Source organism: Chloroherpetonaceae bacterium, assembly GCA_025056565.1.
Classification (GTDB): Bacteria; Bacteroidota; Chlorobiia; order Chlorobiales; family Thermochlorobacteraceae; genus Thermochlorobacter.
This window is the reverse complement of the sequence record JANWWA010000005.1, coordinates 76,769-102,774: the sequence shown is the minus strand read 5'-3', so window position 1 is coordinate 102,774 and position 26,006 is coordinate 76,769. Positions and strand designations below refer to the sequence as shown.

Here is a 26,006-nt window from a genome sequence, read left to right as displayed (position 1 = left end):
ACCTCATGCAGAAACAAAGTTAGAAGGTAGCGCGCACCGAGAGCAGCAGTCCATCAGGTAGCGCTTGCACACTGGAAGAGAAACAGGGCTGCACATGCGTATTTGCACCTATTTCTCCCTTTGCGGCATTCACTAACCGTGCCGCATTGATGGCACTCAGCAATCGGTTCAGCCCCATTGCTGCCAACACATAGTAGCCAGCTTGAAATGCAGTTTCACTTGAAATGCGCATCTCACGGTAGCGCAGGCGATGTGCCTCGCTGACCCATTGCCAATCATCGGCAGGACCGTAAATCAGGGCATATTGTCGCCGCTGCAGCCGAAATTGGTTGAAGGCTTCGCGATTTTGCCAATCGGCAATATCTCGCCAGAACTCTTCACTCTTGTCGCCAGAAATGTTGGCATACAGCCTTGCATAGCTTTGGTAATCCGCTCGCTGCACATTGCCATATACGGTGAGCGCCACAAATCCCACCAGCAGTGCTACATCTGCAGCAAGAAAATACTGCCCCACATCAAAGCGCTCCGCATACACTTCTCCTATTCCTGGCAAAGCAAATGATAGCAGCACCGCTAAGAACGATGATTTTTGAGCTGGTAGTGCGGTAGGCTCATCAGCGAATACGGAATCTTGCCTTGCTAAGAGCGGCTTTGGCAAGGCTGCAGGCTGGGCTTGATACTGACCGAATGCAGATTCGGTGGTCAGCAGCAACAAGGCACAAAGATAGTGCCCGACTACGGCACTGCAACGCATGCTATGAGGCCACGAGTGATTCATTAGACCCTGTTTTTTGCAGCGGTGCCGCTGGTCGCGTTTGGGCTTGGCGTGTGTGGCGCAGATGCCGCTCTTGCCACCGCCGATAAATTGAGAGACAAAAGCCCAGAAACACCAGATAAGTGCCCACCCACAGCACATTGATAAACGGCTTGATGCTGGCTTCCACGATAAGCGTTTCGGTAGGCACCATTGTAGCAGATGGCAAGCCTTGCAGCTCCAGCATCACCTTGCGGTTGTTGGCATCAATGTTCACCAGCAGCACTTTTACAGCTGGATTGGTTTGCAGCGCGGCGGGTTCCATCTCTGGCGCCGCACCTGCCTGAATTGTAAGCGTTGGCTCTACTCGCTCCGTTACGCCATCTTTCGTAACCTCTACATTTGCTCCAATCTTGATAGGCTGTGAGCTGGCAGGATTTAGCGCACTTGGGTCTTGATACATCTTGAAGCCAGTGAACTTGACCGTGTAGCCATCATGGGTTTGCGCTTCATCTTTTGCCAGCACAAAGCGATGTCCTGATGGACGGCGCAGCAAATTGACAGGTGCAAGGTAGAAATCTTGTGTGAGGCTATGAATCACGTCGGGGTTTTGAACGGTCATTCGGCGTGTTTCATACATCACTGGCATTGCGGTATGCTCTTTTGTGCCCTCGCGCACCAGAATCTTGAAACCATTTTTTGCCCCATCAATTTTTTCAATGCCCGCATATACCAACTCTCTGCCAAATACTTGGACAGGATGCCCCACTGGCAGCTCCACAAATCGGCTCTCATCATACTTGCCAGAACCGATAATGCCCAGTAGCATTAAGGCAAGCCCTATATGCGTTAGCGAGCCTCCAGCAAAGCGCCAGTTTCCTTTCGCAATCTTCAAGAAGACCTGTGCATTTGCAAAGAGAGAAAACGACGCTGAAAGTGTTAAGACAATCATCCCAATCTCTTTCATTCCGAAGAGCACCAGCACGGATGTCATCAACATCGCAAGCGAAATTGGGATAGCAAGGTTTTTGATGAGCGTATCACGGTCAATGCGCTTCCACCAAATAAGTTGTCCAATCGCTGAAAGAAAGCCAATAAGCACTGCAAGCGGTAGGGTGGTCTTGTTGTAAAAGTCCGGTTCAATTTTGCTTATTGGTCGACCTAAAATCTGGTCAATCAGTGGAGCTGATGTTCCTGCCAGCACCACCAATCCGATCAGCATCAGCACCAGTGAACCGCTCATCAGGAAAAACTCACGCGAGTAGAGTGAGTCAGTCGACCCTGCAGATGGAATGCGTGGAAATCGCCAGAGTAGAAGTCCAAGTCCGCCCAGAAAGAACACTGCACAAAAGGCAACCAGTTGGTTATATAACCCTAAGTCGGTAAAGGAATGAACTGATGTATCCCCTAAAACGCCGCTGCGTGTGAGAAAAGCACTGTATAGGATTGTTGAATAGGAAAGAATCGCAAGGAAAAGATTAAACCGTTTTAGCGAGCCGTTTTTCTTCTGCACCAGCGTTGTGTGGAGCAGCGCCACAATCATCAGCCATGGCACCAGTGAGGAATTTTCCACTGGGTCCCATCCCCAGTAGCCACCCCAGCCCAAAACCTTGTAAGCCCAGTATCCACCCATCATAATACCTGTGCCTAAGGTTAGTGCACTGAACAGTATCCAGGGCAAAGCTGGACGCACCCAGTCGTCGTAGCGATTTTTCCAAAGTGCAGCGATGGCAAAGCTAAATGGCACAATGAGCGATGAGAAACCTAAGAAAAGCGTTGGCGGGTGAATGACCATCCAAGGGTTCTGCAGCAATGCGTTCAATCCATCTCCTTCTTTTGGCACTTCCCCTCCCACCAATGCAAAAGGGTCGCTGCCAATGACACCAATGCCTGGGACTTGAATACCCATAATCATTGACAATAGAAATGCTTCCGAGAGCGTCAGCACGGTCATTACAGGCGCTTCATAGTCACGTGCAATGCGAATGACAAATAGCCCCAGCAGCGCGCCGTAAAACATCCAGAGCATAAAGCTGCCTTCTTGACCCGCATAAAAAGTGGAAATCAAGTAAAAAATGTTTAGCGTCGTGTCGCTGTAACTTTTCACATAGTTATACTGGAACTGGTGCGTGAGAATAAGGTAGAGGAGGTGTAGCCCATTGATGACAATCGCCACGAACATTCCCAGAAAGGCATAGCGCGCCAGCCGCAACCACTCCTTCTGAATCAGTGGCTCGTGCTCAGTTTGCGCCGCTTTGAAATATGCGGCTACAGCCAGCATAGCGGCTACAAAACCTACAATTGTTACAAATTTTCCTGTGAGGAATTCCAAAAGAAGGTTATCAGTAGGCATACTGCGTTGTGTTTAGGTCAGAAGAAAGGCTATTGCTTTCCAGTTCATCAAATTTTCTTAGCCTTGTCCGCTGCTTCAGATTGATACTTAGATGGGCACTTTACCAAAATGTCTTTGGCGTAAAGCGTGCCATTTTCATACTTGCCTTGCACCACGATGCTGGTCGCTTCCTCAAAGTTGTTCGGCTTGCCATTTCGATAGACGACGCGCGTCTCTGCTCCTGATTCATCTCGCATATAGAAGGTAAACACGCTACCACTTAGGTCAGCTGGCTTTTCTTTGACCCAATACCCCTTCACATAACACACTTTCTTGGAAGCGGCTGCTTCACTGAGGGTTGCATAGCCAATTGCGCTACTAGCCCACTCCTGTGCCGTGAAAGCAAGCCAGAGCAGCACTGCCGCCACTACACCGCTGCCGACTATCACTTTGGGATTTTTCAGCATAGTTTGTGAAATGGTTTCAGTTTGCTCCAAAGTTACGCAATCTCGTTCCAAGCTAATAAACGAGCGCTGCTTCCCTATCGTTTTTGTGCGCTTTCCTGCGGCGGCGAGTCTTTCTCCTGCAGAAGTGTTTGCTCAAGCTGGGTCAGTTTCCTTTCAAGCCGAATTAGGTAGAGAAACAGTCCTGTAAAAATAACGAGCACAATCGCCAAGACAACGTAGATGGAGCTTTGTATGAAGAAGTCTTGCATGGCAGGAAACCGTTAAAGAGCAGCTAAGATAGTAAAATCCGCACAATCAATGCGCTTTTGCTCGTAGGGATTGCCTTGTCCGTTTAGGTTTTTCCTATTTCCTCTGAGAAACCAGCATTCGCTTCGCCCTTTGACATCACTACATCATTAGATTCTTTGCCGATTTCACTGTAACTTTTTGCAACGTGTGAGCCGTTAAAGCTACACGATTAGCTATGAACACCTTTTCACTTGTTTTCCGAAGCATCACCCAGCGTGCGTTATCGGTTACGCTGACGGGCCTCTCTATTGCGTTGGGGGTTGCTCTGATTAGCGCCACGCTTGAACTCAAGCGCCAAGTTGAGGAGAGTTTTAATCAATCCAGCGTAGGCTATGAAATGATTTTGGGTGCAAAAGGCAGTGCGCTGCAACTTGTGCTGAACACGGTCTATCAGCTTGGCGACCCTGTCGGCAATATTCCTTACTCGGTCTACCAGAAATACCGCAACCATCCAATGGTCAGTTGGGCGATTCCATTCGGGCTTGGCGACAACTACAAGGGCTACCGCATTATTGGCACGACAGAGGAGATTTTTACCAAATTCACCTACAAACCCAATCAAACTTTCGAGCTGGCTGAAGGTCGAGCGTTCAAAGATAGTGAGCCTTTTGCAGCGGTTTTGGGCAGCGATGTCGCCCGTCAGCTTCAGCTCAAAATTGGTGATAAGTTTATCGCCACACATGGCTTGCAAGATGTGGCTGCAGAAATGGCTATCAAGCATGAGCACGACCCGATGACCGTTGTGGGCATCTTAAAGCCTACCTACACGACTTGTGACAAAGCGATTTACATCTCGCTTCCGACAGTCTGGGCTATCCACGAGGTAGAAGAAGAAAAGGATTTGGAAGTCAGAAACGATGAAATGGCTCGCATTCGCAAAGATGCGCAAACTGAAGCCGCACTGTCTGCCTCTCCCTCTGATGCTCATCCAGCGCACACAAAGCCTACGGCTGAATCATACCCGCATCAGCACGAAAAGAAAGCAACTTCTGAATTTCAAACCCCGCCATCTGAAAAGCAGCCTGCTGACAAAGCCTCCAGCTCACTGTCTCGCCACAGCGATGAGACAGCACTCGTGAAACACGATGAACATGAGCCTCGCAAGAGCGACAAGACCCACCCAACGGCTGAGCCCCAACTGTCGGAGGAAGCCTCTCACCAAGCAGGCGGCAACCACATTGAGCATTCGCATGCGCATCAGATTCCAACCGAAGGCGATGTTACAGCAGTGATTCTCAAAACCAAAGCACCGATATTTGCTCTTCAGCTCTACAAGATCATCAACAGCGAGCCTTTGGCACAAGCTGCCATTCCCACACGTGAAATCAAAAACCTCTTTGACATTGTTGGCAATATCAATTGGGCGTTTTTGTTCATCACGGCTCTGGTGATTGCTGTCGCACTCATTGGCGTGATGGTGGCGATATACAACTCGCTTAGTGAGCGGCGGCGCGACATTGCAATTATGCGAGCCTTAGGCGCACACCGTGCTCGAATTTTTGCCATGATTACGCTCGAAGCTGCTACGGTATCTCTGCTTGGTGCATTGGTCGGTATCGTGCTCAGCAAAGTTTTGCTGCTCGGGCTTCGCCCGTTTGTCTTGGCACGCACAGGTGTAGAAATTTCTGCTCCGATTTTTAATTCAGGGGAAATCGCTCTAATTTTAGTCGTTACAGGAGTCGGTGCGCTGGTCGGAATCCTTCCTGCCGCTAATGCGTATCGAACCGATGTAGCGAAAAATCTCAATCCAATTAGCTAACCCTTTCTTGTGAAGATGAAGCAGCGTATCAATCGCATCTGGCAAGTTTTCCTTATCGGCATCGGCATGCTGCTTACAAACGCAATGGTTACAGCTTACTCCGATAGAGCGATTGCTTTCCAGAATGCTCTAAATGCCCTGCGAGCAGATTACCGCGCCCGCACGGCACATACGGTTGCACTAATGGCGCAGCCGGCTTCTGATGCTTCTGCAGAGCCTACTGAACCTGCCTCTCTACCCTTGCCTGATGGCGTGCGTCTGACATTCAACGACCTTCGTGAGTATCGCTACAGCAAACGCGACCGCTATCCAATTCCTGAAAAGCTCAAAGCCTTGCAGGGCAAAGAAGTCAGCATTGCAGGCTATATGATTCCGATGAGCGAAGCGCTGGATGTTACGGAATTTATGCTGGTTCAGATTCCCTTTTTTGGTTGCTGTTATTCAATTCCGCCTGAGCCTAACGAAACTGTGATGGTGAAAATGGCAAAAGGCAAAAAGACCGAGTATGTCTATACTCCCATTCGCGTGACAGGCAAATTTGACATTCAGGAAACGAAAATCGATGGTTTTGTAGTCAGTTTGTATCAAATTGAGGCAACCTCTGTTGTGCCCGCACCAAACGATAAAGACGTGATACAGCACCAGAGCGGTACGCCTTTGCCCGGACGCAATTAACTGAAAGGAAGCATAACCTGTGCGGATTTGGCGATTTTTTTCAGGTATGTCGGTGATTCTGATGATGGCAGAGCAGCTTGATGCACAAGTGTCACTGATGCCGATGCCATTACCTGAATCCACACAGACTTCTGCGCTTCAAGGGCTTTTTTATTGCACCTGCGCCCGTCATCAAGGGAGCGCATTGCTTGCCCCTAACACGGCGCAGCAACTTAGCCGCGGCTTCGGTGTGGCTGGGATTAGAATTCTGGATAGCTTGCCTGCAGGTGCAACCGTCATTTCCGAGCTGCGCTATGAAGTTCCCGCATCACCTGACAGTTCGGAAAATGTAGGCTACAAGAAGTTTTACGCTCTGCTGCACCTCAAGGCACAGGCTGCTCAGCACGGTGCAAATGCACTCATCGGGCTGCGGCACACCCTTGATCGCGCAGGCAGCAAGGTTATCTTTTCTGCTACAGCTGCTAAGGTGGCGCCGTAGCATTATTTATCTCTGGGAGAACGACAAGTATGGCACGGGGCAATAAACCAACCAACGAGAACAACGACCTGACGGTTCACTGCTCATTCTGCGGTCGCTCGAGCGATGAAGTCACCAGCCTTGTTGCAGGACAGGAGGCGTACATTTGCGACCGATGCATTCAAAGCTCAGTCGAGATTATTCGTAACGATTTAGCCTCGATTCAAGCACGCCGCCGCGCGTCTCGTCGCTCTAAGCTGCTCACTCCTGCTGCCATTAAGCAAGAGCTGGATAGTTACGTGGTTGGTCAGGAACGTGCCAAAAAGGTGCTTGCCGTCTCCGTCTACAACCACTACAAGCGCATTGAAACTGAGGACTGGCTCTTTGACGACAGTGACGTAACGCTGGAGAAGAGCAACATTTTGCTTATCGGTCCCACTGGCACGGGCAAGACTTTGCTTGCGCAAACGCTGGCTAAAATTATTGATGTGCCTTTTACTATTGCGGATGCTACTACACTCACAGAAGCTGGCTACGTGGGCGACGACGTCGAGAGCATTTTAGCGCATCTTTTGCAAGCTGCGGACTTCAACTTGGAGCGCGCAGAACGCGGCATTGTCTATATTGATGAAATTGACAAAATTGCTCGCAAAGGCGCTAATGTCTCCATCACGCGCGATGTCTCTGGCGAGGGTGTCCAGCAAGCCCTGCTGAAAATCCTTGAAGGCACGATTGCTGGCGTGCCACCTCGAGGCGGTCGCAAGCACCCTGAGCAACACCTTATCAATGTCAATACCAAGAACATTCTTTTCATCTGTGGCGGCGCCTTTGAGGGGCTAGATCGCATCATTGCACGACGCTTGTCTAAGTCTGCGATGGGCTTTAGTGCCACGCCAGTTACCAAAGCAGAGCGCGAAAGCCCCGAAATTCTTAGCAAAGTTACGCCCGAAGACCTATTAGAGTTCGGTTTAATTCCTGAATTCATTGGTCGCTTGCCCGTTATTACCACCTTAGAGCCACTTGACCGCACCGCACTGCGGAGCATTCTTGTCGATCCTAAAAATGCGATTACCAAGCAGTACCGCAAGCTTTTTGAGATGGAAAATGTCGAACTGATTTTTGACCCTGCGGCTCTGGATGCGGTAGTCGATGAAGCCATTAAGCGTGGCACGGGCGCTCGGGCACTACGCGCTATCTTGGAGAATGTCATGCTTGACATTATGTTCGAACTGCCCTCAATGCGTGGGCTTAAAACTTGCATTATCACTCGCGAGTGCATTACAGAGAAAGCACCGCCAATTTATCTCTACGAAGAAGGTCGCGAGACGGGCAGACGCAAGATTCCCGCCTAAAGGGCTGTGTTCTCCACTATATCTGCACTGCTGCCTGCCTGTTGCACTGCGGCTAAAGTTCAGGTACTCCCTAACGCTGCCTGAGCTGCTTTGTTTTCTTCTGTCTCGAACCTGCTTTGTGCATGATGCGTAGAGCTTAAACAAGAGACTGAACTATGCAAATCAGAGATCTCTTAAAGCGATTCAAGTTTGGGATTCTTGCTATAACCACTCTGGTGGTTGTCGAAAACCTTGCTTGGATTGTCGAGCCCAGCATTTTTGGCTCTGTTATTGATGCGTTCATCAACACCGCCACAGAAGGTGGGCTATTAAACTGGCATGAGCGCCTCATCCCCCTTGTAATTTGGATTAGCGTTTATGCTCTCAACTCAAGTGCAGGCGTTTTGCGGCGCATCATTGACCAGCGCATTTTCTGGAAAATGTATGTGCAAATTGCTGCAGATGTCTCCCGCATTTCTAAGCTACAAGGGCATAACACTTCAAAGATTGCAGCACGTGCGCAACTTTCAAAAGAGTATATTACTTTCTTGCAGTATCGCCTGCCTGAAATCATTGAGCAATTGCTCACAATTGCGGGCGCCGTCATTGCACTTTACCTTTTTGATTGGCGTATTTCGCTGGTTTGCTTCGCAATCGTACTACCGCTCCTGCTTGTCAATCGGATTTACAGCCGAAATGTCTTTTTCTACCAAAAAGAATTGCACGACCGCTTCGAAAGCATCTACGATGTCTTTGAGACCAAGGACATTGACTTTATCCGCTCATATTTTCAGAGCACGGCAAAAGCACATCAAAAAATCGCAAATTGGGGTGCTTTAAATTTTGGCTTGATGCGCTTCGTCTTGCTGGCTGTGTTTCTTGTCGTTCTCTACATTTCTATCGACCTTGACAACTTTACAACGGGCGACATCTACGCAATTGTGGCATATTTATGGACATTTGTCAGTTCATCTGAGTATTTGCCTGATTTGCTTGAAAGCTGGACATCTATTCGTGAAGTCTCAATGAGAATGAAAGTTAGCGATGAAGAGATGAAAGCCTTCATGCACACGCACAGTGCTGACGCTACTATTCCTTCTTCGCTTACAGAAGTCTCAAACTCTGATGAGAGACTGTATCACAGTTCTCGTGCAGAGGGCACTGGGGCAAGACAAATATCTTGAACACTTTTCACTGCAACACTGCTCTGCTCCTGCCTTTCCTCCATAACACCTGCGATTTGCACGGCACGGTTCAGCGTATATGAAAGTGAAGAGAAAAGTTTTATTTCATTTTTTCCACTTCTAACGAAACGGAGCTTCAACTATGGGAGCGATTGCAAAAGACTTGAAATCGGCAACTACTCGCGAGACGCCCCGAAATGGGCATCCTGCGCCTCTTGCCGCCCAGACCGTCCATGAAGATGCACCACGCAAGGAAGCCCCCACAAAGCCCGGCGATTGGACACTGGCGGAAATTCAAGCAGCGCTGAAGCGAGAGTTACCTGCCTCTCTTTTGAAAACACGCAAACAGGATAACGTGCTTATCACTTACATTGATTGGCACACAGTGAATAAAATTTTGGATAAATATGCACCGGGCTGGACTTGGGAAATTAAAACGATGGCGCTATCCACCGACCGCATCTTTCTCGTAGGTCGCCTTACTATCCCCGCTGCTGATGGGGTCTTCTATCGGGAAGCTACAGGCACGGAAAGCCTGCATGACTTTGGGTATGGCGACCCCAGCAGCAATGCCGAGTCAATGTGCTTCCGCCGAGCCGCTGCAAAATTCGGTTTGGGGCTTTACCTTTATGAAAAGTAGTTTGGCTTGGAAAGCCAATAGCAGCAGGGGGCTCTTCCCACCCTGCTTTCTATTTTATTGTCCAGCCTGCGCTTGCCCCACTTTCTATCCTCTGTTTCTCTCCTTTGGAAAGGAGAGGGGATTTTTGAAAAGTTAGCGCCACTGCGGTTTGCGCGGCGTTAGAATTGCAAGCGTACGGCTTCTTCGAAAATGTCGTCAAAGCTTAGGCTTTGGCGCGTGCGGCTAAATGAACGCACTTCATAGACGACTTTACCCTTGAGCGCCACAATCATCAAAGAATGTTCCGCTGGAAGAAAATCAAAATCCGTTGCGGACGGAACAGCGGGCGTGAGCGTATGCGAGTGATAGGTGCCCACGATTTGAAGTCCCACACGCTTAGCTGTCAGCTCCACATCATAGATATCGAAGGCGGAAATTTCAAAGCCTGTGCGACGGTCGCCTTGAAAAATGTTGGTGCACGGTGCTACCTCATAGACCACGTTTTCAAAGCTTCCATCATAGTAGCGCTCTACTTTGCCCACCAGCAGCCCACAGCATTCAAATGGATAGGCTTCACGTGCATAGCGCTTAATAAGCTCCAATTTGCGCAGCGAAATCAGCATCGTTTTCTTTTGAAGAGCGTTCTCAATAAGCGATTAGGCCTGCAACACGGGCTTTTCTGCAAAGCGCACCTGATGCCACTGCCAAGCGGTGCGAATGATGGTTTCAAGGTCTGCAAATCTGGGCTGCCAGCCTAAGGTGCGTTGGGCTTTTTCGGCGCTGCCCACCAGTTTTGCTGGGTCACCCGGCCGCCGCTTGCCCACGATGGCTTTGATGGCTTTGCCAGTTACTCTCTCCGCCATCTGGTGCACTTCCCTTACGGAGAAGCCCTGTCCATTGCCCAAGTTAAAGGCGTCGCTTCTGCCCCCTGCTTCCAGATACTTCAAGCCCAAGACATGGGCCTGAGCAAGGTCAGTTACGTGGATATAATCGCGTATGCAAGTGCCATCTGGCGTGGGATAATCGTCACCATAAATTGTAATGAATGGACGTCGTCCCATTGCGACATCAAGCAGCAGTGGAATCAAATGTGTCTCGGGCGTATGGTCTTCGCCAATGTCGCCCTCAGGGTCTGCTCCAGCCGCGTTGAAATAGCGAAGCGACACGGACTTAATGCCGTAGGCATGGTCGTAGTCACGCAAAATCTGCTCAATCATTAATTTGGAGCGCCCATATGGATTGATTGGCTGCTGCGGGTGCGTCTCTGGAATGGGGACTTGCTTCGGCTCACCGTAGGTTGCGCAGGTAGAGGAGAAAATAAAATACTTTACGCCGTAAGCACGCATTGCATCGAGCAAATTCAGTGTGGCTACCAAATTGTTGCGGTAATACTTTGCAGGCTCTTGCACCGATTCACCTACATATGCAAATGCTGCAAAATGCATCACCGCTGAAATAGTGTGTTTTGCAAAAATGCTCCCAACAAATGCTTGGTCTTGCAAATCTCCAATCATGTGCTCACTTTTTTCCAGAAAGTCGCGATGCCCATAGATGAGGTTATCGACAACCAGCGTTTGATAGCCTGCGCGCTGCAGCTGACGCACGCCGTGCGAGCCAATGTAGCCCGCCCCACCAGTTACCAGAACCTTCATTTCAGAGATGCTTGGAATTACGGGTGATATGCTAAACTTGCGCCAATCCACTCGGCATTTTTATTGTAAGATGCTCCTAACATTTTGCCTCGACTCATTCGCACAAGGTTATTGACCAGTTCGGGTTTTTCACTATTGCCCCAGAAGAACATCATTCGCACTTCTGCTTTTGTGCCTCCTTCGGGGGTATCGACCAGCGGCGCATATTTTACCTTTTCTTGCAGCAGATAATTTTGTCGGTCGGCAATGCGGTCGAGCATTTCGGGTGTTACATCAATCTCAACGCCTGTGCCAGAGAAAGAAAACAGCGGTTTTAAGACATAATTCTCTAAATCAGTTGGGTAGCGCTCAAGGTCGGAGAGCAAATATGCCTTCGGCACATATTGGCTTTTGAACAGCGGTAGGCAATATTTTGAGATTTTCATAAACCAATTCGGGTGATTGAGCCAGACCACATCCAGCTCGTCCTGAAAGCGAAAGCCAAACTCAATTTGCTTTTTGTAGAGTTCATCGAACACCACACGGTTGTAGATGCGCTCAATTGGGATTTCTTTGCCGTTTTGCTTGTAGTAAAGCCTATTTTGGCGCTTGATGACTTCGGTGAGGCAAATGGTCTTAATGCCTGTTAGCTCTTCGGTGCAGTAAAAGTCAATGCGTGTCTTTTGCGTCTCGGGCTGCACCTCCAAGAGCACGACGTTTTCAGGTGCAGAATTGCCTAGCAGCAGTTCTCTAAATCGCTGAAGATACGACTCCGATGAGTAGCCGCTAAAATACGGCGTTAGCGAATCAGGAATGTCAAAAAACTGGCGAATCTTCTTATCCAGCAACCACTGAAAGGCATAGAGCGTGGGGAAACCTTGCAGCTCAATGAGACGCGGTGCCAGTGTGCCATCGGGCATTTCTGCAATCGCAAAGTCCAGTTGCAAAAATGTAGGGTGCGCATCTTCATTCGGCACATAGAGATGCTTGGGCACGGCTTGGTCTAATTTCTTCATCAACGACGGCTCGAGCAATTCATCAACAATAGTGTGAGCGGCTTTCATCAAGTCAGTCGTCATTGCCTCCGAGAGAAACAGTGGTGTCTCACACAGGCGAAAATCCATTGCACCTTTATTGTATCGACTGATGTCTGCAATGAAGGCTTCATAGACTTCTCGTCGGAACTTTTGGTTGAACTCCTTGCGAATGGCGTGTTCCATAGTCGGTATGATGAATCGTTCTCGATGCGAGCGAATATGCCTAAGCAAGTTTTTTGGTAAAAAGAGTCTTGGCGTCTCAAAGAGTGCAAATAGAAAATAGGTTAGGAAAGATACAACAAGTGCCAACGTGTATGCAAAATCAAGGTGAAGGACAAACGTCGCTAGCGCCCAGACGAGCGACCCAGCAATCAATGTGGCCACTGCGCTTCGCACTTTGCCAAAGGGCGTAAATAACCCGATTACCACAACGGTAAAAATGCCTGCGCCGCTTATCGCAGAAGCCAGTATCACCAATTCATGCACACTGCCTGCGTATAGCGCCACCGAGTAGGCAATTGCACCAAAGAGTGCGACGCCTAAGCGATTGGTGCGCACTTTGCTTTCCTCGCTCATTTTTGGGAACAACGGAATGATGAGATTGTGCGAGAAGAGCGCACTCGTTGCCAACAGTGCGCTATCGACCGTTGAGAGAATTGCCGAAAACAGCGCACCGATAAATATTACATAGAGCCATGGCGGCAGATAGGCTTTTGCTGCAACTGGCAAGAGCGACTCTGGGTCAGAGAGATTTGGGAACAGCGCAATGCCCACAAGACCAATGAATGCAGGAATAGAGCCAATCAGGAAATACAGTCCACTGGCCACCAGCGCAGAGCGTTTTGCAACTTGTGGTGATCTTGCCGCTAAGGCACGCGCCACCAGCTCTTGCGAGAGCATTGAGCCACAAATTGGGATGAGCCACGCTTCCAGTGTTTGTAATAGCGAACCGTTGCGGAAAAAGTCTAGTCGCTCTGCTGTCAGTGCCACCGTATAATGCTCAGGGGTTGTGTGCGACAGCACGGCTACCAGCAAGCAGATTAGCCCCACCACCAGCATTATACCTTGAATGACGTCCGTGACAGCATCAGCCCACAATCCACCTGATATGGTGTAAATCACCACGACCACAGCAGACAGCGTGATAGCCTGTTCAGGACTTAGTGGTGAGAACGACGCAATCACTTGCCCAAAGGCGCGCATTTGCGACGATGCCCAAACTAGCGATGAGGGAATTATCAGCACGGCTGCTAGGCGCTCCACAACAGGCGAGTAGCGCACTCGAAAAAAATCTGCCAGCGTTACAAAATTGCGCGTCCAGAGCGGCACGGCGAAAAACAGTCCCATAAAGAGTAAGCATAATGCATAGCCAAACGGGTCAGAGATGCTTCCTGAAAACCCTTCTTGATAAATTGCCCCAGCCGCTCCTAAGCATGCCTCCGCGCCAAACCACGTGGCAAATAGCGTGAGTGTTGCAATGCCAAAGCCCAGCCGCCGGCCTGCCAATAGGTAATCCGACTCAGTGTGAATGCGTCGGGAGAGCAAGAATCCAATTGCCAGCTGAAGCAAGACATAGCCTAAAATGCTAAGCTGAATGGCGTTCATCTCTACCGTTTGCAGTGGAAAGGGTTAGCGAAGCGCGGTAAAATTGGCTAAAACTTTGTGCATGGTGGGTGAAAGTCTTTGCTCCAACTCTGACTTGCATCAGAGTGACACCCCCCTCTGCTGCCCGCACAGCAAAAGGATACCACAACACTTGGGAGTATGGTTCGCTCGGCTCTGTCACGCTGCTTTTTTTGCAAAAAGTGCAAACTTATATTCTCAACACTCTTTCACCGAAAACTGGAAACCAGTAACGCACAATGGCAACGGAGCATTCCTTTGACATTGTCTCGAAAATTCCAATGCAGGAACTTGACAATGCCCTTAATCAAGCAAGAAAAGAAATTCAACAGCGCTACGACCTCAAGGATACAAACTCAGAAATTCTCTTCAACCCCAAGGAGATGGAACTAACCCTGCAATCTGCCAGCGAATTTACACTAAAATCTGTGATTGATGTGCTGCAATCCAAACTGATTAAGCGTGGCATTTCAATTAAAGCACTCGAGTATGGCAAGCTCGAGCCGGCTTCGCACAATAGCGTACGCCAGAAGGTTAAGCTCAAGCAAGGTCTTAGCAAAGAGGTTTCCAAAAAAATTACGGCTGCCATCAAAGACCTCAAGCTCAAAGTGCAAACGCAGGTGCAAGGTGACGCCATTCGTGTTAGCGGCAAGCAAATTGATGACCTGCAAGCCGTGCAGAAGCATCTTTTGTCGCTTGACTTCGAAGTACCCTTGCAATTTGAAAACTATCGCTAAGTTTTATCGGTGCAAGGTAGATTCAATTGAGTCATTTCAACAAAACCTTTAAACCTATTTGGGCTGACTTTGGTATAAGCATGTACAGTGCTGCTTTACGCAGCCCGACGAGGCGCACATATCGCAGTAGCTTACTCACGAATCGTATTATGAACTTCGATTGGCTATGTTAGGCAAAGTGTTTTCCCCACTGGCAGGGTGGCTTACAGCGATTGTGCTGAATCTCAGTGCACTTGGCTACGCCCAACCTTTTTCCGAAACAGCACTCTCCAAAGAGCTTTTGGTTGCACGCAAAGACCGCGCTTTGCCCACTGAGCATATTGTGGCGGCAAGTCTCGAAGAAGTTTTTACCACACCCTCTGCTTGGGCTGACTCGCTTCTTAGCACGCTTTCGCTCGAGGAAAAAATTGGGCAGATGTTTAGTGCATTCACATACACGCTTTATATGAGTGCGGATAACCCCGACTTTGAAGCGATTGCTGAACTGGTGCGCACTGGCAAAGTCGGTGGCGTGATGTTTTCCAAAGGCGATGTGTACGAAGCGGCGATGCTGGCTAATCGCTTGCAGCGGCTTGCAAAAGTGCCCCTTCTTATCAGCGCTGATATGGAATGGGGACTTTCAATGCGCATTGACCGCGCCACAGAGTTTCCCTACAATATGGCTATTGCTGCCACACGCAAGCCCGAATATGCTTTCAGAGTTGCGCAAGCTATTGCCAAAGAAGCCCGTGCTTTGGGCATTCATCAAAACTACGCGCCCTCAGTCGACCTTAACAACAATCCGAGTAACCCTGTCATTAACACGCGTGCGTTTAGTGAAAATGTGACATTGACCAACCAAATGGCTGCTGCTTTTATCAAAGGCACGCAAGCTGGTGGGTTGATTGCCACGGCGAAGCACTTTCCCGGACACGGAGACACCGACATTGATAGCCACAAAGATTTGCCTGTTTTACCTTTTGAGCGTACACGGCTTGACGCAGTGGAACTCAAACCCTTCAAGTGGGCTGTTCAGCAAGGGGTTGGCAGTGTGATGGTTGGGCACTTAGCGCTCCCTAAAATCAGTCAGTCTCACAAAATTCCTGCTACGCTTTCGCCTGAGATTACCACCAAAATTTTGCGGGAAGAACTTGGTTTCAAGGGCTTAATCGTTACCGACGCCATGAGTATGCAAGGCGTCCGGAAACACTTTGAGGTCGGCGAAGCGGCTGTGCGTGCAGTGTTGGCAGGTAACGATATGATTTTGATGTCGCCTGACATCAAGGCTGCGCAAGCTGCTATTTTCAGCGCTGTGCAAGAAAACCGCATTAGCGTTGAGCGCATCAATGCCTCCGTGCGCAAAATTCTGGCACTGAAAGCGTGGCTAGGCTTAAACCGCTCACGCTTCGTCAGCCTTGACGACATTGAAACCAAAGTTGGCATTCGTGAGCATCAATGGCTGGCGCAGGAGGTGGCTGACTGCTCTATTACCCTCTTACGCAACGACAGTGGCATCTTGCCACTCCGCCTCAATGACCCGAAAAAACGGGTTCTGAATATCTCGCTCCAAACCGTTGAAAACTTTAGCATCGGCAAAGGCTTCTTTGACGAATTGCAAAAGTATTACCAGAACACGCTGCGCGTGCAACTGCTGCCCAAAAGCAATGAACTAAATTTCAAATTTGCGCTCAAGGCTGCAGAAAAGTCCGGTGCTGTAATTGTCTCTTCATATGCCGATACACGGGCATGGGAAGGCAAGTTTGGACTGGATAGAGACCAAACTAAATTTTTGCAATCACTTGTTAAGCTCTGCCGGGAAAAGCACATTCCACTCATTTTGGTCTCATTTGGTACGCCCTACACAGTGGTCGATGTGCCAGATGTGCCAGTCTATCTCTGCGCATACTGTCCTGCGAAAGTCTCAGAAATTGCCGCTGTAAAGGTTATTACTGGACAAATTGAGCCAAAAGGCAAACTACCTGTTACCATTCCTCACCTCTTTCCTTTCGGTGCGGGACTGACGAGTTTTACGGCAGTGCCTTCCGACAGCACCCTTGTCCCAAACCAGCCGTAGTTGCCATGCGACCTGCAGCAGGTGTTAAAAAATCGTTTTGTTCTTTGTGAGCATTCATTTAGATTCAATCTAAATAAACACTTGTGATTCTACTCAGAGAAGTCAGGAAAGGCGACACTTTCAAAGTCGTGCGCATTGACGACAGGCAAATTCGCACGCAGCTTTTGCGCTTCGGACTTGGCGAGGGCAGCACGGCTAAGTGTTTTGAGCGTTTGCCAGCTGGCCCAATTGTCATCAAGCATCAGCGTCAGGAAGTGGCGCTTGGTAGAGAGATTGCCGACAAAATCTGGGTAGAGTTGCTTGCTCAGTAGGAACTTAACATTTCAACCAATGGAGAAACTGACACTTGAACTACCTGCGGCATCGCTGGTCTCCGCCGAGATGCCCCAGCACGCCCAACCGCCACTCACGCAACGCCCTCGTCTGGTGCTGGTAGGCAATCCGAATGTGGGGAAATCGGTGTTCTTTAATCACTTCAGTGGTCTATATGTCGATGTCTCCAACTATCCGGGCACAACGGTCGAGATTGCACACGGACGCTACAAGCATTACGATGTGTTTGATACGCCGGGTATCTACGGCGTCAGCTCCTTTAATGATGAAGAGCGCGTGGCGCGCGACACAGTGCTGGCGGCTGATGTGGTGCTGAATGTCGTTGATGCGACTAACCTCGAGCGCGATTTATTTCTCACGCTGCAACTGATTGATATGCGCTTCAAGCTGGTCGTTGCGCTCAATATGATGGACGCTCTGGAGCAAGCAGGCTTAGAGATTGACGTTGCTGAATTGGAAGCGTTGCTTGGTGTGCCTGTTGTGCCTGTTGTGGCGATTCGGAAAAAGGGGTTTGAGCAGTTAGAGGCTGCGCTCCCGCACGCTCGAGTTGGACACTCTGACACTGCCCTGCAGCAACACATTCAGCGCATTGTGCCGCAGCTTAAACCTACTGACAATCCTGCCGCCGATGCCTTGATGATTCTTGAGGGCGATGAAGTCATTGCCGAGCGGCATAGCCTTGCCCCAATTAACCAGCGTGAAGAAATCTATGTAGCTCGACGTAATCGTGTCAATCAAATTCTGACCAAAGTCTATCGCCAAACGTCTGACGCAAAGTGGAGCGCAAAGCTCAGCGAAAAACTTGGACAGTGGACCATCAACCCCGTTACAGGTATTCCTTTTTTGCTCTTGGCTCTGTGGTTGATTTATCAAGTGGTGGGAGTGCTGGTTGCGCAGCGTGTAGTGGGACATTTGGAAGTGGAGCTTGGCAATAAGCGCTGGGAGCCAGCGGTCAAGCACCTTTTTGCACTTATTACACCTGTGCGCATCACGGTTGAAGTGCTGCAAAAAGATGAGTCCGGAGAAGACAAGACCGTTGAGATGCAGGTCTTTGATTTTCCAAAGGGCACTTATCAAGACCCTGCACTGCTAACAGCCTTGCAAACCTTTACGGAGGGAAAAGACGTGATGCAACGCTTCGATTTTTCAACCGAGACGCTTTGGGGCAAAATCGTGGTGATTTTAGCAGGTGAGTTTGGCGCTATCACTATGACCGTTACATATCTACTTTTCCTGCTTTTGCCGCTTATCATTGGCTTTTACCTTTTTCTTGCCGTTTTGGAAGACTGTGGGTATTTGCCACGACTTGCCACAATGGTAGACCGGCTCTTTACTGCCATGGGGCTAAACGGTCGTGCCGTTATCCCGATTATTTTGGGTTTTGGTTGCGTTACAATGGCTACCATTACCACGCGCCTACTTAATACCTCGCGTGAAAAAACTATTGCTGCTTCCATTCTCAACTTTGCTATTCCCTGCTCTGCGCAACTGGCAGTCATTACGGCTCTTCTTACCAAAGCAGGCGGCGAGTACACACTTATTTTCTTCTTCATCATCTTAGCCAATCTTGTTGGTATTGGCACGGCAATTGATAAAATTTTGCCCGGCAAATCGTCTGCGCTGCTTATTGATTTGCCGCCGATGCGCCTACCACGCATTGAAAACATAGCGAAGAAAACTTGGATTAAGACACTGAGCTTTATGAAAGAAGCTTCGCCGTGGTTTTTTATTGGGGCGCTTTTGGTCTCGACAATGCAAGTAACAGGCTTGCTGGAAGCGTGGGTGAGCCTTTTTGAGCCCATCACGACCAATTGGTTAGGGCTTCCTGCTGAAGCTGCGCGCGCATTTGTAATGGGTATGGTGCGTCGGGATTTTGGTGCTGCAGGACTTTATGAACTGGCGATGACGCCAAAGCAGATTGTTGTCTCGCTCACGGTCATTACACTCTTTGTGCCGTGCATTGCGAGCCTGATGGTTCTGCTCAAAGAGCGCGGTCTCCGTGAAGCAATGACGATTTGGTTTGGTAGTTGGGGACTAGCTTTTTCAATCGGCGGCGTGGTTGCAAGGGTGCTTTGAACTGAGCGGGAGCGTTGGCATTCCCTTGTCAATGTGTTAGATTCACGGCTCAAACCAATCCAATTAACTATGCTCATTGAGAAATCGGAAATTGAGGCTGCCGCCGCCCGACTCAAACCATACCTTTTGCCAACGCCTGTCATTCCATCGCGCTATTTTACTTCAAAGCTAGGGGCTCAGCTTTTTTTGAAGTTGGAGACCTTGCAACCCACTAATTCTTTCAAAGTGCGCGGTGCAACCAATGCGATTTTGGCTTTAAGTGAGTCGCAGCGTCAGAGAGGCGTCATTTCTGCCTCAGCGGGCAATCACGGCATGGCAGTGGCACTGGCTGCCAACAAATTAGGCATTTCTGCCACGATTTATTTGCCTGAGAAAACCCCCAAGGTTAAGCTCGAGCGCATTGAGCGATTGGGCGCCCAAATTATCCTGCATGGTGAGTCGTGGGATGAAGCCAATGCGTTGGCTATGTCGGTCGCTGAGCAAGAGGGCAAAGCCTACATCCCTGCTTTCGACCACTTGCACGTCATGGCAGGGCAAGGCACTATTGTGTTGGAACTTATCACGCAACTACCCAAAATTGACGCAATTGTGGTCTCCATTGGTGGCGGCGGCCTAATTTCGGGCATTATTTCTGCCGTTAGACACTTCTCTCCGCATACAAAAGTTTATGGTGTGGAAACGGAAGGTGCTAACCGGCTGTATCTTAGCCGTGCCGCAGGTCGGATTGTGGAACTGCCGGCAATTACATCGGTTGCAGAAAGTTTAGGCGCGCGCAAGACTGGACAGCGACAGTTCGAGATTATCACCAACTATGTTGAAGACCTTGTGGTGGTCTCAGATGAGGAGGCAATTCAATCACTTTTAGAGCTGTTGCAAGAAGAGAAACTGCTGGTCGAGCCTGCCGCATCGTGCTGCATTGCTGCGCTGCTAACGAAGAAAATTCCTGTACAGAAAGGCGAGACCATTGTGGCGATTATGTGTGGAGCAAATGTGGCATTGGAACGTGTGGTGGAGTGGTATGAAGCTGAAAAGATGAAAGTGGCATAACACACAATTCCTACTATGTCATCGTGTTCAGTTCATGCGTCGGGGTCTATGCTGCCTGAGCAGCTATCGCGTCGGTGTCCGACTTGTGGGTTTCAGGTTACGAATCCCTTTATTACCAAGTGTCCGCGTTGCGCCACGAAACTTTCTTTGGCGGAATTGTGCACGGGTTGCTTTCAGAGCAGTGCTTGCCATGGTGAAGCTGCTTCCAAGCCTGCGGTGCAGATTAGCGTGTCTCGTGCGCAGACACCGTAGGTTTGTTCTGCATCAGGTTGCGTGAAAATTATGACTGGCGTATATTTGCAACCCTAAAAAGTTGGAGGAATCGCCTAATTGGTATGGCAGCAGTCTTGAAAACTGCCGGGCGCAAGCCTGTGGGGGTTCGAGTCCCTCTTCCTCCGCCACCTAAAATCCCCCAATACTCCGCTGACACGCCACCTCACTCAAAAACTGCGAAAATCGCTCAAAAGCGCAGTTTTTCTCCTCCGTAAAAGCCGTGCAGCCCGAACTAAGCTTTTGCCAGACCTTTGGACCATCGCCTGATTATTACCTGATACCACACACTTACGTCGAGTTCGTGCGTGATTTGTGCGCGCTACCTTCCCACGCATTGGTTTCGGCCGTGTCCTTTCACGGTTTTGGAAAAAATCCGATTTTGCATTGCTCTGAACACTCAATTTCCAGACTGCGTGAAAGATACACGACACGATATTTTGAGAAAGAGTGCGTTGCTGCTTATCTGCTCCCTTCTTTCTGCGTGCAGTCCTGACGACCAGAGCACGATTGCAAACCTTTACCACGAATTTACCGCTTTCTTCAACGCTTACTACAATGCCACTGTCGAGTATGAGAAAGGTCTGAAAGCCATGAAGGGTTCAGTGAGCTACGACCGAAACGCTCGCTTGCAAATCTTCGTCTCACTTGAAAACGCGGCGCAAGGGAAACAGTTTTTTGACCGTGTAATTGAAAAAACCGCCCTCGTGCTCAAAGCACATCCTAATAGCTCTATCGCAGATAATGCACTGCTGTTGATGGGACGCGCTTACTACTACCAGCGAGAATTTCAGCCTGCAGAACGCAAGTTTAAAGAAGTGCTGACCAACTATACTGACAGCGATGTCTTAGATGCCGCTACTTTTTGGTATGGACGCTGTCTTGCTCAGCAAGAGGAAACTGAAAAAGCACGTGAAGTTTTGGGGTCTGTGATTGCCTCGCCCAAAACTACCAATGCCGTTCGCTCTGATGCCCACTTTGCTCTGGCAGAATTGGCGATTCGCCGTGAAGATTACCAAGAAGCCATCAAACAAATTGAGCAAGGCTTGCCACTGGCTGTGGATATTGAACAGAAGGCTCGTGCAGCCTTTGTGCTCGCACGCATCTATGACCGACTGGGCGACTTCAAGTCTGCCGCTCGATACTACCAGATGGTGCTCTCACTTGACCCGGACTTTGAGCTGCAATATGCGGCGATGCTGAGCTATGCCCTTGACCTCCGTGAGCAAGGTGATTACGACCATGCCATTCGCGCTTTTCAACGCATTCTTGCCGATGACAAATACCTTGACAAATTCCCCGAAGTGCGCTACGAACTTGCTCAATGCTACGAGCTGCAAGACCGATTAGGTCGTGCCTTAGACCTCTACGTTGAAATCATCCGTCGGCACAAACGCACGGAATTTGCGGCTCGCAGCTATCTTCGCTTGGGACACATCAAGCGCGACATCTCACGCGATTTTTCCGCTGCCCTTGCTTTCTATGACAGCGCGAAAGTTGAGTTCAATCAAGGGGAGTTAGGCAAACTCATTGACGAATCGGCTAAACAGATGGAAAAAATTTTGCGGCTCTACGAAACTGTCGAGGCGCTCGATAGTGTCATTCAGTTAGGTATTGGCAGCGCAGCGACCAAGCCAGAACGAAAGCCAATGCTTAGTCTCAATGCCCCCTCACGCACTCAGCCTCGCACCCGCCGCGATTACCGCCGCAGCGTATATCTCGAATTGGGCGGCATTGATAGTTTTAGCGACTCTGCTGAATCACGCACTGCGCCGAAGCGCCAGAAAGTCAGTTTCGTGCGTGCCCAAGATAGCGCAACTTACACACGCTACCGATACGACCGCATTCTGCGTGCCGCTGAAATTGCTAACTTCTACCAGCTTTCACTGCTGATTCCTGATTCTGCCTCGCGCTGGTATCAGGCTACCCTGAAAATGATTGATGATAGCCTTCACACCTTTCCTGACTCTTTGCAAAAAAACTTACAGGCTCAAAAACCGCCTTTGCTTTATGCCCTTGCAGAAATCTATCGCTTAGAAAGAAAGTCCCGTCTGCAGGACTCTATTTACCGCCTTATTTTAGATCGCTACCCCAAAAGCAAATATGCCAAGCGTATCCGTGAGCACTTCGGACTGCCTATTCCTACCGACCTCAACGAAGACGACGAAGCCCTCTACACACTTGCGCTCGAGCAATTCGAGCACCACCACGCGCATACTGCCTTGAAGACTCTTGACAGCCTTCTTGTTTTCTTTCCACAGTCTGCGCTGCGTCCCAAAGCTCTATTGCTACGGGGTTTTATTTTTGAAAAAGGCTTAGCCCTACCTGATTCAGCGATTGAGGCTTATTCACAACTGGTCAAAAAATACCCAGACTCAGAGGAGGCACGCGCGGTCAAAGACAAACTTGCTTTTGTCGAAGAAGCTCGAGCAGCTAAACTTGGTACGCAAAAATTGACTACGCCACCCGACTCTCTATCTAATCTGGCAAAGCAGAAATCCGAAGAGGATATGCAGACACAATTGAGACGGAGAAACCTTTTTCAGCCTGCCGCCGATTCAAGCAAGGGCATTTTGCAAGAACCATCAAATGGGAAGTAAGATGTTTGACACAATCACTGCTCACACTTTGGTGCGCGATGAGCGCTTACCCGTCGTGCGAAATTTGCACCTGACACCCAGCCTTAACATTCTGGGCTTGCATGCACCGTACTTGGCCTCAGTGCTCAAGGCAGGTCAATTTCTTGAAATCAAAACCAGTGATTCACTGGTGCCCCTTCTGCGCCGTCCATTTAGTGTGCACCGCATTGAAGGCGACATTGTAGAAATTATGGTCAAAGTTGTTGGCATTGGCACACAGCAGCTCTATGATGCCCGCGAAGGTGAGACTCTACAAACGCTTGCACCGCTTGGCAATGCGTTTGGCTACGACAAAGATGATTTCGATCTTGCCCTTTTAGTCTCTGGTGGAATTGGTGTTGCTCCGATGGCACTGCTGCAAGCTGCTTTGGAGGCACGTCAAAAAGAAGTCTATAACTTTGTCGGTGCGCGCACTGCTGAAGACATTGTTACGCGTTATCTTTCTAATGTGCAAGTCGCAACGGACGACGGCTCACTGGGCTACAAAGGCACAGTGGTTGCTTTGTTTGAGCAGGTCTTGCCTACCTTTCAAGGCAAGCGGTTGCGTGTGTTTGGGTGTGGTCCGAATCGAATGCTAAGTGCGCTGTGCAAACTTTGCAACTCACACGGCATTCCTTGTGAAGTCTCTATTGAATCGACGATGGGATGCGGCATTGGCATCTGCTACGGCTGCCCGATTCGTGTGCGTGACAGTAGTGGTAAAGTGCATCAAAAACTTCTCTGCCGATACGGAAGTGTAGTAGATGCCAAAGAAATTGTATTTGATGAAGAGTAGGTGGTTCTCACAAAAAAGCAGCGAAAATAGCGTCAAAAGAACATGAAAATTGTCCTTACTCTTTGCGTGCTTAGCTTTAGTAGCGCACTTTTTGCACAGGCACGTTGGCATGTCAAGCTCATAGATGAACTGCAGCTTTGTGCTTTGCTTCAGGCTGAGCACCGATTTGAGCAGACCCTACGCCCTCCGACCTTAGGGCACTTTCCTTCGCCGTTGTTTGAGGCATATCAAGACCGTGATGCAAGACCGCGCTCGCCTGTGCTTGCTGCTGTGTTCTCAGCTGCATTGCCCGGCGCTGGTGAGTTTTATGCAGAAAGCTATGTGCGGGCTGGACTCTTTTTAGTGCTGGAAGCGGTGCTTTGGGCGCTGCACATCCGATTTCTTGACCAAGGCAATCGTGCTGCAATTGATTACAAAAACTTTGCTGATGCCCCTTCTGAGTTGAACGACGGTCTTTCCCGCTGGAGTGCAGTGCGCTACGCCGACCGCCTTTCACAAATTTTCCGCAATCACCCTAATGCGACACTGCGTAATCTGGCACTTGAGCTTGGCAGCACAGCACGACTCAATGAAATTCGCAACAAAGACTTTCGTTTTCTCAATGCCTTTGAGCGGCAAGCCGTTTTTGCAAATGGGGCAACCTTCTCACACACGCTCTCGCCTTTCGGCACGCAACAATACTACGAACTCATCGGCAAATATAGCGAGTATGCAATCGGCTGGGACGACTTTGATGTGCGCCAGCTGAGCAATGCCTTTCCTCCCGCCAGCCAACACTTCCTAAACTATGGCATTCGTCGCCAAGAATTCAACGACATTTTGAACCGTGCTACAGTGGTCTCTTACTTCATCATTCTCAATCATCTGCTCAGCGTGGTTGATGCAGTGCTTGCCACGAGCGAATACAATCGCCGCTTCAAAGCTGGTTTGGACTTTTCAACCAACCCTCTCACAGGCGAGCTTATTCCGCAGACCACCGTGCGCTTCTCGTTTTGAAGCTGACTGCACGACCTCTGCATTGTTACTTGCAGCCCTTCTTTGGAGCAAGCTTGCCTCAGAAGCGCTCTTTCGACACTCTTTCTCAATCTTGCAACAGCTGCTCTACCAACTTTGGCATTTCTTCGGCGGCTTTGCCTTTGAAGACTTGAAAGCCGTAGAGCATTTCTACAGCTGGATTTGGGTCAATGAAAAATTTTCTTGGTGTATCGGCAAAGAGCGTCAGCAAGCCTGCAGCAGGATAGACCTGTGCAGAAGTGCCGACACCGATAAAGATTTCTGCGGTGTCAATCAGCTCTTCCAAATATGGGCGGCGCATATCAACGGCTTCACCAAACCAGACCACATCGGGTCGAAGCTGACCGCCACACTTTGGACACCTATCCCCCCACTCTATCGGCTTAGTGATTGGTGATTTGAAATCGCACCGAAAACGTGGGTCGCCATCAGCAAAAATGTCATAATGCCACTCACACTTTTGCATATCGGCGCGCCCGTGCAAATGCCACACTGTCTGGCAGCCTGCTTGCTCCAAGAGCGTATCAATGTTTTGCGTGATATTAATGACTTCAAATTTTTCCTGCAGACGCGCAATTGCATAGTGTGCCGCATTGGGTTGGCAGGCACGGTATCGCCGAAACCGCTCCGCATAGAAGTCCAGCACCAGCTTTGGATTGCGCTGCCAGCCCTCTGGCGATGCCACATCTTCAATGCGATGATTTTCCCACAGTCCTCCGCTGTCGCGAAACGTCGCTAAGCCGCTTTCGGCAGAAAGTCCTGCTCCGCTAAAAATTACGGCTCTGCGTTTTATAGGCATTGTTTGGTCGTTTTGGTCAAGTTTAGTTTTGCACAAAAACCGATTTGTGATACAGACACTGCTTTTGAAGCACGCAGTGAATTTCGCTAAATTTTTCTACGGTCGT

21 protein-coding genes and 1 tRNA gene are annotated in these 26,006 nt (G+C 49.5%); 15 read left to right on the top strand and 7 right to left on the bottom strand.

The annotated features are described in order from the left end of the window. Positions 1 to 19 precede the first annotated feature (19 nt). Genes NZM05_05685 through NZM05_05675 form a run of 3 tightly spaced genes read right to left on the bottom strand, consistent with a single transcriptional unit; the run spans position 20 to position 3,553 of the window. On the bottom strand, positions 20 to 778 hold the full coding sequence (locus NZM05_05685; GenBank protein MCS7013106.1) for a hypothetical protein: 759 nt from the start codon (positions 776 to 778) through the stop codon (positions 20 to 22). Further along, positions 756 to 3,107, bottom strand: coding sequence for a cytochrome c biogenesis protein CcsA (gene ccsA / locus NZM05_05680; protein MCS7013105.1), 2,352 nt, complete (start codon positions 3,105 to 3,107; stop codon positions 756 to 758). The genes NZM05_05685 and ccsA overlap by 23 nt, the downstream gene beginning before the upstream one ends. A gap of 47 nt (positions 3,108 to 3,154) precedes the next feature. Next, positions 3,155 to 3,553 (bottom strand): cytochrome c maturation protein CcmE, encoded by a 399-nt coding sequence (locus NZM05_05675; protein ID MCS7013104.1) that lies wholly within the window; start codon positions 3,551 to 3,553, stop codon positions 3,155 to 3,157. Between the two features lie 463 nt (positions 3,554 to 4,016). On the opposite strand from NZM05_05675, the gene NZM05_05670 reads away from it, so the two are divergent. The 6 genes from NZM05_05670 to NZM05_05645 all read left to right on the top strand — a co-directional run bounded on the left by NZM05_05670 (position 4,017) and on the right by NZM05_05645 (position 9,887). After that, a complete protein-coding gene (locus tag NZM05_05670) occupies positions 4,017 to 5,600 on the top strand; it encodes an ABC transporter permease (GenBank protein MCS7013103.1) in 1,584 nt (527 codons plus the stop codon). Positions 5,601 to 5,615: 15 nt separating this feature from the next. Further along, positions 5,616 to 6,275 carry a DUF3299 domain-containing protein gene (locus NZM05_05665; GenBank protein ID MCS7013102.1) on the top strand — a complete coding sequence of 220 codons (660 nt, stop codon included), beginning with the start codon at positions 5,616 to 5,618 and terminating at the stop codon, positions 6,273 to 6,275. A gap of 46 nt (positions 6,276 to 6,321) precedes the next feature. Beyond that, positions 6,322 to 6,753 carry a hypothetical protein gene (locus NZM05_05660; GenBank protein MCS7013101.1) on the top strand — a complete coding sequence of 144 codons (432 nt, stop codon included), beginning with the start codon at positions 6,322 to 6,324 and terminating at the stop codon, positions 6,751 to 6,753. 29 nt (positions 6,754 to 6,782) lie between these two features. Next, on the top strand, positions 6,783 to 8,084 hold the full coding sequence (clpX, locus tag NZM05_05655) for an ATP-dependent Clp protease ATP-binding subunit ClpX (protein ID MCS7013100.1): 1,302 nt from the start codon (positions 6,783 to 6,785) through the stop codon (positions 8,082 to 8,084). Positions 8,085 to 8,239: 155 nt separating this feature from the next. Beyond that, positions 8,240 to 9,247, top strand: coding sequence for an ABC transporter six-transmembrane domain-containing protein (locus NZM05_05650; GenBank protein MCS7013099.1), 1,008 nt, complete (start codon positions 8,240 to 8,242; stop codon positions 9,245 to 9,247). A 142-nt stretch (positions 9,248 to 9,389) separates the two neighbouring features. Beyond that, positions 9,390 to 9,887 (top strand): hypothetical protein, encoded by a 498-nt coding sequence (locus NZM05_05645; GenBank protein ID MCS7013098.1) that lies wholly within the window; start codon positions 9,390 to 9,392, stop codon positions 9,885 to 9,887. Between the two features lie 158 nt (positions 9,888 to 10,045). On the opposite strand, the gene NZM05_05640 is transcribed toward NZM05_05645, so the two are convergent. From NZM05_05640 to NZM05_05630, 3 genes are read right to left on the bottom strand one after another with little or no spacing between them, the layout of a single operon-like run. Continuing rightward, positions 10,046 to 10,489 (bottom strand): M67 family metallopeptidase, encoded by a 444-nt coding sequence (locus NZM05_05640; protein MCS7013097.1) that lies wholly within the window; start codon positions 10,487 to 10,489, stop codon positions 10,046 to 10,048. Positions 10,490 to 10,522: 33 nt separating this feature from the next. After that, entirely contained in the window at positions 10,523 to 11,518 is a 996-nt protein-coding gene (gene galE, locus NZM05_05635) for a UDP-glucose 4-epimerase GalE (GenBank protein ID MCS7013096.1), read from the bottom strand. A 17-nt stretch (positions 11,519 to 11,535) separates the two neighbouring features. Then, complete coding sequence (locus NZM05_05630) at positions 11,536 to 14,139, bottom strand: sodium:solute symporter family protein (protein MCS7013095.1); 2,604 nt, start codon at positions 14,137 to 14,139, stop codon at positions 11,536 to 11,538. 257 nt (positions 14,140 to 14,396) lie between these two features. Between NZM05_05630 and NZM05_05625 the strand changes: the two genes are divergently transcribed. The 9 genes from NZM05_05625 to NZM05_05585 all read left to right on the top strand — a co-directional run bounded on the left by NZM05_05625 (position 14,397) and on the right by NZM05_05585 (position 25,083). Continuing rightward, positions 14,397 to 14,894 carry a YajQ family cyclic di-GMP-binding protein gene (locus NZM05_05625; GenBank protein MCS7013094.1) on the top strand — a complete coding sequence of 166 codons (498 nt, stop codon included), beginning with the start codon at positions 14,397 to 14,399 and terminating at the stop codon, positions 14,892 to 14,894. A 166-nt stretch (positions 14,895 to 15,060) separates the two neighbouring features. Further along, on the top strand, positions 15,061 to 16,947 hold the full coding sequence (locus NZM05_05620) for a glycoside hydrolase family 3 protein (protein ID MCS7013093.1): 1,887 nt from the start codon (positions 15,061 to 15,063) through the stop codon (positions 16,945 to 16,947). Between the two features lie 83 nt (positions 16,948 to 17,030). Further along, positions 17,031 to 17,258, top strand: coding sequence for a ferrous iron transport protein A (locus tag NZM05_05615; GenBank protein ID MCS7013092.1), 228 nt, complete (start codon positions 17,031 to 17,033; stop codon positions 17,256 to 17,258). A 19-nt stretch (positions 17,259 to 17,277) separates the two neighbouring features. Then, on the top strand, positions 17,278 to 19,356 hold the full coding sequence (locus NZM05_05610) for a ferrous iron transporter B (protein ID MCS7013091.1): 2,079 nt from the start codon (positions 17,278 to 17,280) through the stop codon (positions 19,354 to 19,356). 69 nt (positions 19,357 to 19,425) lie between these two features. Continuing rightward, positions 19,426 to 20,403: a threonine/serine dehydratase gene (locus NZM05_05605; protein ID MCS7013090.1), complete on the top strand. Its 978-nt coding sequence runs from the start codon at positions 19,426 to 19,428 to the stop codon at positions 20,401 to 20,403. Positions 20,404 to 20,718: 315 nt separating this feature from the next. Continuing rightward, positions 20,719 to 20,804 (top strand) — tRNA-Ser (locus tag NZM05_05600). 309 nt (positions 20,805 to 21,113) lie between these two features. Further along, entirely contained in the window at positions 21,114 to 23,273 is a 2,160-nt protein-coding gene (locus NZM05_05595) for a tetratricopeptide repeat protein (GenBank protein MCS7013089.1), read from the top strand. A gap of 1 nt (position 23,274) precedes the next feature. Further along, on the top strand, positions 23,275 to 24,087 hold the full coding sequence (locus tag NZM05_05590) for a dihydroorotate dehydrogenase electron transfer subunit (protein ID MCS7013088.1): 813 nt from the start codon (positions 23,275 to 23,277) through the stop codon (positions 24,085 to 24,087). A 42-nt stretch (positions 24,088 to 24,129) separates the two neighbouring features. Continuing rightward, entirely contained in the window at positions 24,130 to 25,083 is a 954-nt protein-coding gene (locus NZM05_05585) for a hypothetical protein (GenBank protein MCS7013087.1), read from the top strand. 85 nt (positions 25,084 to 25,168) lie between these two features. Here the strand turns inward: NZM05_05585 and NZM05_05580 are convergent, their stop codons facing one another. Beyond that, the gene (locus tag NZM05_05580; GenBank protein MCS7013086.1) at positions 25,169 to 25,900 is read right to left on the bottom strand and encodes a silent information regulator protein Sir2; all 732 of its coding nucleotides are present in this window, start codon (positions 25,898 to 25,900) and stop codon (positions 25,169 to 25,171) included. Positions 25,901 to 26,006 lie beyond the last annotated feature (106 nt).